The 14,527-nt window shown below is 42.4% G+C and carries 11 protein-coding genes and 2 tRNA genes; 7 read left to right on the top strand and 6 right to left on the bottom strand.

What is annotated here, in order from left to right; translation table 11 throughout:
- The first annotated feature begins 30 nt into the window (after positions 1 to 30).
- Genes yajC through coaE form a run of 3 tightly spaced genes read left to right on the top strand, consistent with a single transcriptional unit; the run spans position 31 to position 1,929 of the window.
- Entirely contained in the window at positions 31 to 333 is a 303-nt protein-coding gene (yajC, locus tag LN995_RS09315) for a preprotein translocase subunit YajC (protein WP_229960612.1), read from the top strand.
- A 12-nt stretch (positions 334 to 345) separates the two neighbouring features.
- Complete coding sequence (locus LN995_RS09310) at positions 346 to 1,329, top strand: YbbR-like domain-containing protein (protein ID WP_229960610.1); 984 nt, start codon at positions 346 to 348, stop codon at positions 1,327 to 1,329.
- Between the two features lie 3 nt (positions 1,330 to 1,332).
- Positions 1,333 to 1,929 (top strand): dephospho-CoA kinase, encoded by a 597-nt coding sequence (gene coaE / locus LN995_RS09305; RefSeq protein WP_229960609.1) that lies wholly within the window; start codon positions 1,333 to 1,335, stop codon positions 1,927 to 1,929.
- Between the two features lie 314 nt (positions 1,930 to 2,243).
- On the opposite strand, the gene LN995_RS09300 is transcribed toward coaE, so the two are convergent.
- Both LN995_RS09300 and LN995_RS09295 read right to left on the bottom strand, forming a co-directional pair.
- Positions 2,244 to 2,321 (bottom strand) — tRNA-Val (locus LN995_RS09300).
- A gap of 146 nt (positions 2,322 to 2,467) precedes the next feature.
- Positions 2,468 to 2,545, bottom strand: a tRNA-Val gene (locus tag LN995_RS09295).
- A gap of 209 nt (positions 2,546 to 2,754) precedes the next feature.
- Here LN995_RS09295 and LN995_RS09290 point away from each other — a divergent pair.
- Positions 2,755 to 5,256: an AsmA-like C-terminal region-containing protein gene (locus LN995_RS09290; protein ID WP_229960607.1), complete on the top strand. Its 2,502-nt coding sequence runs from the start codon at positions 2,755 to 2,757 to the stop codon at positions 5,254 to 5,256.
- Positions 5,257 to 5,681: 425 nt separating this feature from the next.
- On the opposite strand, the gene LN995_RS09285 is transcribed toward LN995_RS09290, so the two are convergent.
- Complete coding sequence (locus LN995_RS09285; protein WP_229960603.1) at positions 5,682 to 6,794, bottom strand: mechanosensitive ion channel family protein; 1,113 nt, start codon at positions 6,792 to 6,794, stop codon at positions 5,682 to 5,684.
- Between the two features lie 197 nt (positions 6,795 to 6,991).
- Positions 6,992 to 8,062, bottom strand: a complete 1,071-nt coding sequence (locus LN995_RS09280) for an anhydro-N-acetylmuramic acid kinase (protein ID WP_229960601.1) — start codon at positions 8,060 to 8,062, stop codon at positions 6,992 to 6,994.
- A gap of 118 nt (positions 8,063 to 8,180) precedes the next feature.
- Here LN995_RS09280 and LN995_RS09275 point away from each other — a divergent pair, with 118 nt between their 5' ends.
- Complete coding sequence (locus LN995_RS09275) at positions 8,181 to 8,489, top strand: ArsR/SmtB family transcription factor (RefSeq protein WP_229960599.1); 309 nt, start codon at positions 8,181 to 8,183, stop codon at positions 8,487 to 8,489.
- Positions 8,490 to 8,868: 379 nt separating this feature from the next.
- Here the strand turns inward: LN995_RS09275 and hemA are convergent, their stop codons facing one another.
- The gene (hemA, locus tag LN995_RS09270) at positions 8,869 to 10,143 is read right to left on the bottom strand and encodes a glutamyl-tRNA reductase (protein WP_229960598.1); all 1,275 of its coding nucleotides are present in this window, start codon (positions 10,141 to 10,143) and stop codon (positions 8,869 to 8,871) included.
- A gap of 113 nt (positions 10,144 to 10,256) precedes the next feature.
- Between hemA and LN995_RS09265 the strand changes: the two genes are divergently transcribed.
- Entirely contained in the window at positions 10,257 to 11,432 is a 1,176-nt protein-coding gene (locus tag LN995_RS09265) for a sensor histidine kinase (RefSeq protein ID WP_229960596.1), read from the top strand.
- Position 11,433: 1 nt separating this feature from the next.
- The gene (locus LN995_RS09260) at positions 11,434 to 12,369 is read left to right on the top strand and encodes a GNAT family N-acetyltransferase (protein WP_229960594.1); all 936 of its coding nucleotides are present in this window, start codon (positions 11,434 to 11,436) and stop codon (positions 12,367 to 12,369) included.
- Between the two features lie 49 nt (positions 12,370 to 12,418).
- On the opposite strand, the gene LN995_RS09255 is transcribed toward LN995_RS09260, so the two are convergent.
- Positions 12,419 to 14,407: a Na+/H+ antiporter NhaC family protein gene (locus LN995_RS09255; protein WP_229960592.1), complete on the bottom strand. Its 1,989-nt coding sequence runs from the start codon at positions 14,405 to 14,407 to the stop codon at positions 12,419 to 12,421.
- Between the last annotated feature and the right edge of the window lie 120 nt (positions 14,408 to 14,527).

The raw sequence follows: 14,527 nt of genomic DNA, 5'->3' as shown, positions 1-14,527 counted from the left end.
TCAAGCTTTTAAAGCAAGAGAATAATACACATGCAAACAATTTTCCTACAAGCTACATCAGATGGAGGTATGCTGCCTCAGCTACTCATGTTTGGTGGCATCATCCTTGTTTTCTACTTTTTCATGATCCGCCCGCAACAGAAGAAGGCCAAAGATCAGAAAAAGTTTCGTGATGAGTTAACCAAAGGCATGAACGTGGTAACCATAGGCGGCCTGCATGGTAAGCTTATCGGAATAGAAAATGACATAGTGGTGATAGAAGTCGACAAAGGCGTTCGCCTGACGCTTGAGAAAAGCGCTATCTCCATGGAGGCTACCGTAAAGGTGCAATAAACAAATACAACGTTGCCGTTTGAGAAGATTAAAAATATCTTACTATGGCTGTTTGTAAGACCATTCAGACCACAGACAAAGCAATACTGGAGAGTAGTATTGCTTTGTTTTGTGGCGGCCTCTACTTTCTGGCTTCTTAATGCCTTAAATAAAAGCTACTCTACACAAATTACCTACCCCATCCGGTTTTTGTATAACGAGAACAAACTGATGCCTGTCAGGCCCCTGCCTGAAGAAGTATCTATTAACGTAACTGGTAAAGGATGGAAGCTGCTGCGGAAGTCACTAATGTTCGAAGTGCAGCCTGCTGATATCTTTATCCGGAACCTCCCCAGAAACAATTACCTGTTAGGTTCTGCCTTGCGCCCAGCCCTAGTTAACGCCTTGGATGGCTTGGAGCTGAATTTTGTGGCTACAGATACCCTATTTTTTGATTTTGATGCTAAAGTAACGCGTAAGGTGGGGCTGCAGTTAGATCCCAACCAGAAGTTGACAGGCGATCGTTCTGCCTTGGCAGGACCCGTAGGCATTACGCCTGACTCCATTACTTTTACCGGACCATCTACTATGGTAGATACTATCCCTGATCCTATCCTGCTTCGCTTGCCTAACCAGGGGCTTACTGAATCTGCTAAAGTAGAGGTGCCTGTTCCTTATAGTAACAGGTCTTTGGTAAAGGCTAACGTAGATGAGGCTGTTGTAACGTTGAACATTAAGAACCTGCTGCAGGAAGAGCGCCAACTGGTACCTGAACTGGTAAATTTCCCTGCTGGGCGTGATGTAACGTTAAGGCCACCTTTTGTACTGGTGCGTTACCAGCTTTTAGAAGACTCTGCCGCTACTTTAAACAGAACCTACTTTAGAGCCGTACTGGACTTTGCCAAATATAATTGGCATGATTCTACCTTGGTACCGGAGCTAGTACAGACTCCAGCCGGTGTACGGAATGCAAAGCTTTGGCCAGAACGTGTAAAAGCCACTATAGAAACTCAATAACTGATGCTGAAAATAGGAATAACAGGTGGAATAGGCGTAGGTAAAACAGTTGTTTGCCGTATGTTTGAGCTGCTTGGCATACCTGTGTATGACTCTGACGCACGTGCTAAGTGGGTCATGAAGAACAAAGAGGCACTGCGGTTAGAGTTGCAGGCTGCATTCGGAAAAGAAGCCTATAATGATGATGGCGAACTGAACAGGTCTCACGTAGCAGGTATTGTGTTTAATAACCCTGAACGTTTAGCTATATTAAATAATTTAGTTCACCCTCATGTAGCCACTGACTTTGCCCTTTGGGCAGCGATGCATAGCGATAAACCTTATGTGCTAAAAGAAGCAGCCCTGATGTATGAGTCTGGTGCCTGGAAGCAGATGGACCAAATGATAGCCGTTTACGCCCCTCTGGAGGTGCGTATGAAGCGGCTGTTATTACGTGATAAGCATCGTACGGAAACAGACATCAAAGCAATAATAGACAAACAACTGCAGGAAGAAGAAAAGATATCTCGTGCCGATCATGTCATTTATAACGATGATCAGCAACTGCTTATTCCGCAGGTGATAAAGCTGCATGAACAATTTCTTGATCAGGTAAAATAAGTCTAGGTAAGCTAAAAGGCTTTTTATTCCTGCACTTTCCTCCCAAGTGCGTGCTCGTTTCTGCAAATCTCATTATCAGTTGAGAGAGCTGCCTCAATTTTCTTATAAAGATTTCACGATCATCAAATCTTCTGTTTCTGCTTATAAAAAGTATAGCTTCTTTGTCATATTATGCTGATTAAGAGGCAATACTGCTCATGGCTTAAGAGATAAACAGAAGTAAAGGCTTGGTAAAGAAAGTTTTTTATTGCTATTAGCAGGAGGAGCAAGAAAAGTATGTACATAAAAAAAGGACAACTTTTAAGCTATCCTTTTGGTGGGGCGTACTGGATTCGAACCAGTGACCCCCTGCTTGTAAGGCAGGTGCTCTGAACCAGCTGAGCTAACACCCCTTTTTCCCTCTCAGGAACCTGCTGTCCTGTTTGGTGATGCAAATATGGTAGATATTTTTTTAACTGCAAAACTTTTACGATAGTAATAAACTGATTGATCGGAAAAGTATGTACATAAAAAAAGGACAACTTTTAAGCTATCCTTTTGGTGGGGCGTACTGGATTCGAACCAGTGACCCCCTGCTTGTAAGGCAGGTGCTCTGAACCAGCTGAGCTAACACCCCTTTTTCCCTCTCAGGAACCTGCTGTCCTGTTTGGTGATGCAAATATGGTAGATATTTTTTTAACTGCAAGACTTTTACGATAAAAAGCTAAAAAAAATTTATGCTTTTATAGTCTGTTGGACACATGTTAGAACTAGTGTACCTTTACGTTAACATAAGAGGCTTAAAATCTGAATGTTCTATTAGTGAGAAAAGGAGCTGTAAAAAAAGTGCTATTTTATGTAGTGCTGGGAGTGGTGGTTGTGCTAGGTATAGCAGCGGGATTGGTGCATACTTATCAAGACAAAATAATTGGGCTTTTTGTAACGGAGGCTAATAAATACATCAACACAAAGGTGGAAGTAGAGAAAATTTCGCTTTCGCTCTTTGATAAGTTTCCTGATGTGGCCGTAACGCTGGACAAAGTAAATGTGCTGGAGGGTTTACCGGAAAGTAAAGAGTCGCTGGCCCGGGCAGAAAAGCTATATTTTACCTTTAGCTTACTGGATGTAGTTACAGGGAAATATAATGTAAAGCAACTTTTTCTGGAGAATGGGCAAGTGTACGTAAAGGTACTGCCAGATGGTAAGGTAAATTATGAGATTATCAGCACAGACAGTACTACGGCTGAAAGCGAAGGCTTCTCGTTTGATTTGGAAAGAATAAGCCTGGAGCAGGTAAGCGTTCTTTATATAGACCAGCAACTGAAACATACGTATGAGGTCGATGCACATCAGTTTACAGCTTCTTTGGGAGTATCCTCTAAAATAATAGAGGTAGAGGCTGATGGGAAAGCCACTGTGCAAACAATCCATGTAGGCACAGGAGAATATTTTAAAGGCAAAGCTGTAGATGTAAGCACAGCGCTGGCGATAAACAGAGAGACCCAGACTATACAATTTCAGCCATCGCTGGTGCAGGTAGAAGGAGCAGCTTATGAAGTTGGAGGTGTGATAGGTTATACAGGGCCTACTTACCTGGATCTGTCGCTCAGCGGCAAGAATACTAATGTACAGTCGCTGTTATCGTTGCTGCCGCAACATATTACAGAGCAGTACAAGCAGTATCGTAGCGAGGGCGATATCTATTTTAATGGAATAATAAAAGGAAACGCATCAGAAAATGAGAACCCTCAAATGGTGTTTAACTTTGGCTGTCGCGATGCTACTTTTTATCATCCGGATGTAAAGCAGCGGGTAGAAAAGATTAATCTTACAGGTTCTTTTACAAATGGCAGCGGCCACAATGCCAGCACCTCTACACTGGAGCTTAAAGGTCTTACAGGAGTACTACAAGAGCGTCCTTTTTCCGGCAACCTGAAGTACAGTAACTTTAATAACCCACGCATATCTTTTGATGTGCGTGGTATGCTGGATGTAGGCTATGTGCTGGGGCTGACTAAGCTGGAGGAAGTGCCTGGCGGCATGGGACTGGCAGATGTACATATAGCTTTCTCTGGTAATCTAAATGAGTTTGAGGCCAGGCCGGGTAACAACACGATAAATACTTCCGGAGATATTACGCTGCACAATGTCTCCTTAACCTTAAAGGAGCTTCCGCTGCCGCTGACAAACCTGAATGGCAACTTCATGTTCAAGAAAAACGATGTGGCTGTTTCTAATTTTAAAGGTAAGGCAGGAGAATCTGATTTCCTGATTAACGGAATGTTTCGGAATGTGCTGTCGTGGTTGCTGCTGGACAAGCAGCGCCTGTTGGTAGAGGCCGATTTTGATAGCAACTACATCAATTTTGATCAGTTGTTAAAAGAGGAGCTGAATACGCCAGAAGAGTCACGTGAAGCAAGTAGTACAGCATCAACCTATAAGTTTGCAGTTTCCCCTTATGTGGCTTTTGATCTTAGTGCTACAGTTAAGCGGATAAAATTCAGACGGTTTTTAGGCAAAGATGTTAAAGGGCAGGTGAAGCTGCGCAAGCAGGTCGTGTCGTCTCCTAATGTTTCTTTTAGTGCTGTTGGCGGCAACTTTGCTGTAAAGGGTAACCTTGATGCCCGTGTACGTGATCATATAAAAGTAAGCACTACAGCCAAGTTAAGCGACATGAGCGTAGACAGCCTGTTTTATGTGTTCGAAAATTTTAACCAGGACTTTATTCAGGATCGTCACCTTCGGGGCCGGCTCACGGCTAATATTGTTTCAGATATTTATTTCGATAGCCAGCTAAATCCTAAGACAGACTTGCTGCAGGCTGAAATAGAGGCTACAGTGCGAAATGGTCAGCTTATTAGCTTTGAGCCAATGAACAAAATGTCGACGTTCGTAAAACGCTCTGAGTTGGCTAATATGCACTTTGCTGAATTGCATAACAGCTTCTGGATTCAGCAACGGACCATATATATCCCTGAGATGGATATACGCTCAAATTTAACAGCAGCCCCTGTTGTTTCTGTATCAGGTACGCATACGTTTGATCAGGACATGGATTATAAAATTAAGCTGCCCCTTTTCTACAAGCGCCGCCCTGACAAAGACTCAAGATATGGAGTTGTAGCCGAAGATCCGGATGCTGGTAACAGTAACCTTTTTCTGACATTGAGAGGCAAAGAGAATAGTTTTAAAATCGCCTACGACAACGCACGTGTGCGGCAAAAGATTAAAACCGATCTGCGGGAGGAGGGGCGTGAACTCCGTGATCTGCTGCAGGGTAAAAAGCCAAAGCAGAAGAAAGAGAAAAATGTAGAGCTGCAGGAGGGGGAGTACTTTGACTTTGACTAGCGTCTAAAGCTTTGTTCAGAGAAATTATATAGAAAGTGTAAGATAAGAAATCTTTAATACTTTTCCTGTGCCAGTTGAACGCAACTTGAACTTTATGGCAGAACCTGTATGTACGTTTACATTAAAATATGATGCGCTTACCTAAAAAAAGATATCCTTACCTTGATAAATTACCTACCTGCTATAACTATAGCTGAGGCTGTTCGTTAAAGAAATCAAAACTGATAACAAAAAGTAAGTCAGTGAGATAGGGCTAAGGTTTGTGGTTGATTTGATTCTTGATTAAGTTGATTGAAACTAAGGTAGTAGGATGTAGTTCCTAAAGATATAGTTAAGTAGAAATAAAGATATAAGGGTGAAAAAAAGCCGGAGCTTCTCCGGCTTTTTTATTGTACCTGATTTAGTTTATAAAGTAGCAGACCTAGTTAAGCTTGTGGTTCAGGCTGCTGCAGATAAACCGTTGAAGTAGGAAAGGCAAACTCAGCCCCATGTATGTCCTCTACAATCTCTACAATCTTGTAGTTGATTTCTTCCTTCACTGACAGATACTCATTCCAGTCCATGGTGTCTACAAAATATTGTACCATCACGTCTTTTGAGTGAGCCCCTAAATTTATAAAAGAAACACGTCCGTCCTGGTTCGTATGCGGGTGCTTATCAATCAGCTCCTGTACATCACGAACTATACCGCGAATCTGGTCAGATGTTGTGTTATAAGTTAAGTTGATATCAAACCTTGCCCGGCGGAAAGTACGGAGCGTAAGGTTATCAAGAGGCTTATCTATCATGTGCTTATTAGGCACGGTTACAAAGCTCTTTTCTAATGTACGGATACGGGTACTTCTGAAACCAATCTTTTCTATTGTTCCGGTAATGCCACCTACTTCTACTAAGTCACCTACAACAAAAGGATGGTCAAGAAAGATGGTGAAAGAAGCCAGCAGGTTTTCTAAGCTCTCTTTGGCAGCAAAGGCAATGGCTAAGCCACCCACTCCCAGGCCTGCTAATAAACCTGCCACGTTTACGTTAAAAACAGAGCCTAATACTACAAGAAACGCAAAGATGGATATCAACACCTTAACGAAATCCATAAAAAATGGGACCAGCTGATCATCCAGTTTCGATGCTGTCTTTAATGCCCGGTTCTTAAATATTAGGCCTAAGAAATCAATAAAGCGGAGAATAACCCATGTTACCGAGACTATCACAAAAATGTGATAGGTACGAATCATAAAGATCTTTATGAAAGGGTCATTCTTCCTGCTCTCCGTAGGGTCTAGTGGGTAGTTTAAGAATTTAAAGGCAAAGAACAGAAATACCAGCAGCAGTAGAATTTCCAGTGGTTGTATAAGCAGCCGCTTAAAAGAATGGTTATCCTCCTCTTGGGAAAACCGTTTTACCAGTCTGAACATTACATTCGACAGCAGCCTTGATAAAAGTGTCTTAAAGAAGAAACCAAGCAGTAAAATACCTGCGAACCAGGCTAGGTTAACGATGGTATTGCCCCAAATCTCAAAGTTTAAGATATCTCTCCACATAATTGTAAGTTATAGCAGCTTACCTTTGCTATTTTTAAAATGAATTTCACAAAATTAGTCTGGAAAGGATTTGCTTGTGTATCTCATTCTAAATCTTTTTCAGAGTAATGTTATGTATTGTCTCCTCTAAAGTTTTTATAAAAATAGCAGACAGTAATTCCCGTTTTCAAGGTATTCTTTGATGAGCCATGGCAACATCAGCACATGTATATGGCTCCTCCTGCGTTGTTGTGTCTGGCCCCGGTAACACTGCTAAGGCAGTTGTGTTCTCCGCGCCAGCGAAGCACCCCTAAAAAGGCAAAAATCAATGCTTCCTTAAAAGATACTACTTCAGGGGCGGGTACTTCTACTATAAAGCTTTCCCCTAGGTATTCTTTAATCAACTCAACCAGATATAGGTTAAAGGCACCACCTCCTGTTAACAGTAAACGGTGTTGCCCATTGTGCAGCCTTGGGAGGGCTTTTTTTAACTGTATGGCAATATGATGGCAACAGGTATGCAACTTATCTGGAACAGAGGCACTAGAGGCTGTAAGAGTTTGCAAGCTGTGCTCCAATACCCACTCTTTACCCAAAGACTTCGGAAAGGGGGAGGTAAAGTAAGCAGGGGAGTTTAGCTGGTGCAAAAGATCCTGCTGTATGCTACCAGATCTTGCCACAGCCCCGTCTTTGTCATAAGGCATGTCTAAAGTATTTGCCAGCGTGTTCAGCAACATATTACAAGCCGATACATCAAATGCCAGGCATTGTTCGTTTTGCTGAAAAGACACATTGGCAATACCTCCCAGGTTGAGGCAGAAGTCATAGTTGCTGAAGAGCAACTGATCACCAATAGGAACTAATGGCGCACCCTGCCCACCTAAGGCAATGTCAAGGGTGCGGAAGTCGCACACAACCGGTAAACCCGCATGTGCAGCTATGTAAGCTCCATGGCCGAGCTGCAGTGATGTGTGCTGCTCTGGCTGGTGAAAAATCGTATGGCCATGGGAAGCAACAAAATCCGGCTTTAACTGGTGGTGGCCTACGAACTCTTTTACCAGTTTCCCGAGGTATTCTCCGTAGGCATGGTCCAACGCTACCAGGGCTCTGGCACTACCTGTTTCAACTTCTTTGAGAGAGTCAATCCAGTGGTTGCTATAAGTTGCCGTAGTATAATTAAGTATATCATATATCCAATTTTCTTTTGCATACGTAAGTCTACAATATGCTATGTCTACCCCATCCAATGAGGTGCCTGACATTAGTCCGATAGCATGATAAGTTTCCATGGCATGAAGTTACACAAATGCTTTTATTGCACTCAGCCAAATAGCGAAACAACCGTATATATATATAGTTGAGCAAGAGTCTAAATGAATTTAAAAACTGTTAGGTATTATTTTAATTATGAAAAGCTTATTATCAAGAATTGAATCGAAGAAGATAGATAAGGCGGCGGCCATGCTAAAAGTACTGGCTCACCCGAAGAGATTGGCTATCGTAGATTTGCTGGGGAAAGAGGACAAAATGACTGTTACTGAGATATATAAGTACTTGGACCTTCCTCAGGCAATTGCTTCGCAGCACCTTATTACACTTAAAGACAAGGGAGTTTTGTCGTCTTTTAAGGTAGGAACTAAAATCTATTATTCACTTGCTATTCCTAAGTTAATCGATGTGATTGACTGTTTGGAAGAGTGCTGTGTAGACATTTAACACTGCAGAAAAAGTGCTTATAACGCTTCTGTTTCTATATGAAAATAGTAGCATTAGCTCACTTTCTGGTCTTTGAGATAGCTAACAAGAGATTTTGGCTATTTCATTCACTAAAAAAAAGATGCCGTTCACCTACGAAAACTGACATTTTTTTCTGTCTATAATCAAGCTTCTGGGCGTAAAATGTAAGGCCCTTACTCTGTTAAATGTAGTTCTTTTATAAGAAGTTCCAGAGGAGTAAAGCTTGTTAAAGTACAAAAACATACCTGAGAAGTATGATGCGCTAACATGAAAACAAATTGATGAAAACAAAAGAAGCTGACACCTTAGTGCCAGCTTCTTCTTTATTTACAGAGTATACTTGTTAAAGTTAGCCTGCCTATTCTGCTGTATCAACAGCCTGGCTTTCTAAATCAAACAGGTCGTTTAGTAAATCAATAAGGGTTTCAGCCTCTCCACGTTTACAGGCCGCCTTAAGCTGTAGTACTGGTAGCTTAATAACCTTCTGCATCATAGACTTTGTGATGTTGTCGATTAGTTTAGCCTCTTTAGGGCCAAGCTTTTTCATGTAACGCGCCATTTCCTCCTGGCGGATAGTCTCAAGTGCGTTCTTTAGCTTATGTATCGTTGGAGAAACCATCATCTCCTTAGACCAGTCATTAAATTGATCAATAGACTCTGTAATAATCTCCTTAACCTGCGGAATAGAGTTAATGCGGCGCTGCAGCGCTTCAGAAGCTTTATTCTGAATAGTGTCGATATTATAAACAAGTACGCCTGGTACTGTCTCTACATCTGTCTCCACGCTACGCGGCACCGACAGGTCAATAAAGAATTTAAATGAAAGCACGTTCAGGCGTTGCACCATTTCTTTGGTGAAGAAAGGGGTTTCCCTTGCCACAGAAGAGATAATAACATCTGCCTCTTTCAAGCCTTGCACAATATCTTCAAAAGGAAGTACTTCCATATCACACTCCTCAGCCAAAAGCTTTGCTTTAGCTAGGGTGCGGTTGGTAATTTTTACATTCTTATGGCCGGCATCTCTCAGGTTGCGGCAAACATCAGCACCAATCTCACCTAAGCCTACTACTAATATTTTAGGATCTATAATATCAGCAGTCAGCTCTTCAATCAGTTCTATAGCAGCATAAGAAGTAGAAGCGGCACCGTCACGGAAAGAGGTTTCCTGCACAACTCGTTTATTCGTGAAGAAGATGGTGTGCATCAGTCGGTGCAGGAATGGCCCGGCAGTTTCGTTATCGGCAGCCCACTGGTAAGAGTGTTTTACCTGGTTAGATATCTGCATATCACCAACCACCTGCGACTCCAGCCCCATCGATACATCGAACAAGTGCTGTACGGCATCGTCGTGCTCATTAAGTACGGTAAAGTAGTCCAGGTACTGCGAAATATTGTCGATGCCCTTGGTAATACCAAGCAGCTTCACGATCTCTTTACTATAGTCAATGTCAGCGTTGTAGTATACTTCGGTGCGGTTGCAGGTAGAAAGAACCAGTATATCAGAGGCCTGGATGAAGTTCTTGAGGGTTTGAAGAAATAACCTGCAGGAAGTTTCATCTAAGGCAATCAGTTCCCTGATATCCAGCGGCGCTTTCTTGTACGACAGGCTGATTGCTTTAAAATTCTGAAGCATAATAGCGTTTAAAGTACTAAGGTACAAATTTACAGCATCATTTTTTTAAAATGAAACTTCTTGCCCTTATTAATTAATTTATACTAATTTCAAATAATTTACGTGTACACTGCATGATTCCCATCTATTCTCAGAAGAACAGAATAAAATTCATTGTTGTAATTATTGCGCTAATTATCGGTGCTGCTACCATTACCTATACAAATATACTTGTCAATAAGTTGGCCGAGCGGGAGCAGGAGTTGGTACAACTCTATGCTAAAGGCCTCCGATACATGATTAGTGCACCCAGCGACGATAACATCGTTTTTATAGAAGAAGAAATTCTGTCGTCTAACCATACAGTGCCTGTTATCTTAACGGACGATAAAGAGAATATTCTCGATTCTAAGAACATTAATTTGCCCGAAAACATTTCAGAAGAAAGAAAAAATGAACTGCTACAGCATGAGATAGAGAAAATGAAGGGGCAGCATACTCCTATTGTGGTGCCATGGGGAGAGGGCTCTGAGAATTATGTCTTTTATAAAGACTCCGCCTTACTGGCTCAGCTTCGCTACTATCCTTATGTACAGTTGCTTGTTATTGCCTGCTTCGCCTCTATGGCCTACTTTGCCTTTAGCTACTCCCGCAGAGCCGAGCAAAACAGAGTGTGGGTAGGGCTGGCCAAAGAAACAGCGCACCAGCTTGGTACTCCTCTATCTTCGTTAATGGCCTGGTATGAGTACATTAAAGCCAGCCCTAAGTTTGAGCGGGAGCCTATTGTGGAGGAGTTAGGGAAAGACATCCGCCGTTTAGAGATAATAACGGAGCGCTTCTCCAATATAGGTTCAGTACCTTTACTTCGTGATGAGAATATTTTGCAGGTGACACAGAATGCCATTAACTACCTACAGAACCGGATTTCTAAAAAAGTAGATTTCAGCGTTTCCTCCAGCTTTTCCCCTGATATTACGGCTAAAGTTAATGTGCCGCTTTTCGACTGGGTAATAGAAAATATCTGCAAGAATGCTGTAGATGCTATGGAGGGAAAAGGAAGTATTACCTTACAACTTTTGCTATTAGGTAAGAGCAGCATTGCACTTGATATAACCGATACAGGCAAAGGTATACCTAAGAGCAAAATGGCATCTGTTTTTTTACCAGGCTTTACGACCAAAAAACGTGGCTGGGGATTAGGACTTGCCCTGGCTAAACGCATAATCGATAACTACCACGACGGCAAACTATATGTAAAATGGTCGGAGGTAGGAAAGGGAACAACTTTCCGTATTGTGTTAAACAGGTAGTATGGTACAGGTTGAGAAGTACATACCTGCGCATAAAGCTGCCTGGGATGCTTTTGTACATCGTTCAAAGAACGGTACCTTTCTACTGCAGCGGGACTACATGGAGTACCATGCCGATAGATTTACAGATCACTCGCTGCTGTTCTACAGAAAAGGAAAGTTAATAGCACTGTTGCCAGCCAACGAAGCAGGGAAAGAAATACAATCACACGGCGGGCTTACTTACGGTGGCATTATCAGCGATAATCGGATGAAAGTGTCTATCATGCTGGAGGTGTTTGAAGTAATGTTACAATACTTTAAGCAATGTGGCTTTGATAAAATTAACTATAAAACTGTTCCGCATATTTACCATCAAGCGCCTGCCGAAGAAGATTTGTATGTGTTGTTTAGAAATAAAGGCAGACTTTACCGGAGAGATGTTACTTCTGCTATAGACATGGCTCAGCTTTTCGGCTATAGCAGAAAACGGAAGTGGGAGGTAAGCAAAGCTAAGCGGAACAATATCAAGGTAGAGCTTTCTTTAGATTTTGCTGGTTTTATGAGAATAGAGCAGGAGTTGTTGAAAGAAAGGTATGACATACCACCTGTCCATACTGTGGAGGAAATAACCTGCTTAGCTAACTTATTCCCAAATCAGGTAAAGCTTTGTGCAGCCTTTGAAGAAAGTTTAATGTTGGGAGGTATTATAATATATGAAACTCCAGCAGTAGCACATTGCCAGTACATTGCTTATACGGCACGTGGAAAGGAGTTAGGTGTACTAAACGTGATCATAGATTACCTGCTAACAAAAGTGTATCAAGATAAAAAATATTTTGACTTCGGTATTTCAACCGAGCAGCAGGGGGCGTACCTGAATGAAGGGTTAATCAGCAATAAAGAAAGCTACGGAGCACGTGCTGTAGTACATGATTTCTATGAGATCGTGCTTTGAGTAAAACAAGAGTGGCAATTTATATAAGTTGCCACTCTTGTTTTACCAGCTAGACCGTTGTTGTTGCAAAAGAGTTCTTTTTGCCCAAGAACCTGATTAATAGCCAGAGTATTGCTGCCCCGATTAAATATACAAGTGCCCAGTGTACTCCTAAGGTAGAGAGGTTTGTGCAAACTAAGTTACACACAAGCGCTACAGTAACCGCATAAGGTAGCTGTGTTTTCACGTGGTCGATATGGTTACAGCCAGATGCCAGTGAGCTAAGGATGGTTGTGTCAGAGATGGGGGAACAATGGTCGCCAAAAACGGAACCTGCCAGAACTACCGATATTACGTTATAAATAATAGGCATTGTCTCTTCCAGGCTATAACCTTGCATCTGGCACACGTACCAAGCAGCTGGCATCATTAATGGGTAAAGTATAGCCATAGTGCCCCAACTAGAGCCAGTAGAGAAAGCAATAATGGCCGCCAGAAAGAAAGTGATCTCAGGCAGAAACTGCGGCGAAATGTTGCCAGAAAAAAGAGAAGTAAGGTATTCTGCTGTATACAACTGTTGCGTAACCGCTGCCAGAGACCAGGCAAGAACAAGTATAAGTATGGCCGGTAACATAGCTTTGAAGCCTGTTGTCAGAGACTCCATTGTCTCATACAGGCTCATGATGCGCTGGCTTACTGTAAGCATCACAGCTATTATTACACCAGACAGAGATGCCCAGATAAGTGCCACATAGGAGTTAGAGTCTCCAATGGTGACAGACAGCTTACGGAAGAACCCAAGCGAAGTATCGGTCCAAACAGCAGGGTTGTAGCCTGTGTACAACAAGCCGACTACAGTGCCAAAAATAACCACCAAGACAGGTAGCAGTGCATTAAAGGCCCTGGTGCGAGAAGGGTCAACAGGTTCGAATTCTGCCATTTCCTGCTTTTGCTTCTCTTCGCCTTTGCTATCTAAGTGAACGGCACTTACCGCACCTGTTGTTCGGGCACGTTCTTCAGCACGGTGCATCGGCCCAAAATCACGGTTCATTAGCACCAGCATCAGCATAAATACCAATGTCAATATCGGGTAGTAGGCATACTCTAACGAGTGAAAGAAAAGGGAATAAGCACCTTCTTCTATGCCCAGGGTGGTGGCAGCATCTTTAATATAACCCAATTCCGCTCCTACCCATGTGGTTACAAAAGCAATGGCCGCAACAGGTGCAGCGGTGCTGTCTACAAGGTAAGCCAGTTTTTCGCGGGAAATATTATGCTTGTCTGTTACAGGTCGCATGGTATTACCGACAATAAGTGTGTTGGCATAATCATCAAAGAAAATAGCCACACCCAAAAACCAGGTAACAACCTGGGAGCTTTTGGCCGAGCGGGCATATCTGGATAGGAGGTTTACCACACCTGCCATTCCTCCGTTTTTAGATATGATTGCTACCATCCCACCTATCAGCATCGAAAAAATAATGACCGACACGTGATCAGAATCTGTAAGAGCTTCCATTAGGTAGGTATCGCCTACGGCGAGTAAGCCTGTGAAGAGAGATGTAAAAGACAGGCCGTAAATAACGAAGCCACCAACCCATATGCCCGCAAAAAGGGCTAATAACACTTCCCGAAAAATAAGGGCCAATATAATGGCTAACAGTGGAGGTAAAATAGAAAGCCACATCGGAAACTCCCGCACTCCTTGCGGTGATTCCTCATCAAGGCGGTAAAGGCGAGCTAGTGTATGGTTACCTAAATTAGCGCTTACCTGTACTAATTCTGCTTGCTTTTGTAGCGAAAATCGCGCCTCTCCGTTTACAAAGGCAAGCTCTTGCAGCTCTCCATTAACTCTTAGCGGAAGGGAACCACTGTACTTTACAAGATTGCCAGAAGTATTTGTGGTGAGCAAGGTAAAGGCCGTGTCGTTAACAGCCTGTACTTTTAATTCTTCAATGGCAGACTTACCTGTCTGTTCCTGCGCCTGCGCCTGCGCCTGCGTTTGTAATGCTAATAACAGGAAAACAAAAAGGTATAGAAAGGGCTTATAGAGCTTCATTCAATGAGCGTTTCAATTTTTCAAACTGTTAAAATTAGCTAAAAAATCAATATGGTAGGGAATGAACTAGGCCTTACTAGTACTTTATTTGCAAGTAAAGTAGGGTTTATGAAATGTTAA

It is taken from the genome of Pontibacter silvestris (assembly GCF_020907275.1).
GTDB classification, from domain to species: domain Bacteria; phylum Bacteroidota; class Bacteroidia; order Cytophagales; family Hymenobacteraceae; genus Pontibacter; species Pontibacter silvestris.
The sequence above is the reverse complement of the archived record's forward strand: the minus strand, read 5'-3'. Positions and strand labels throughout refer to the sequence as shown.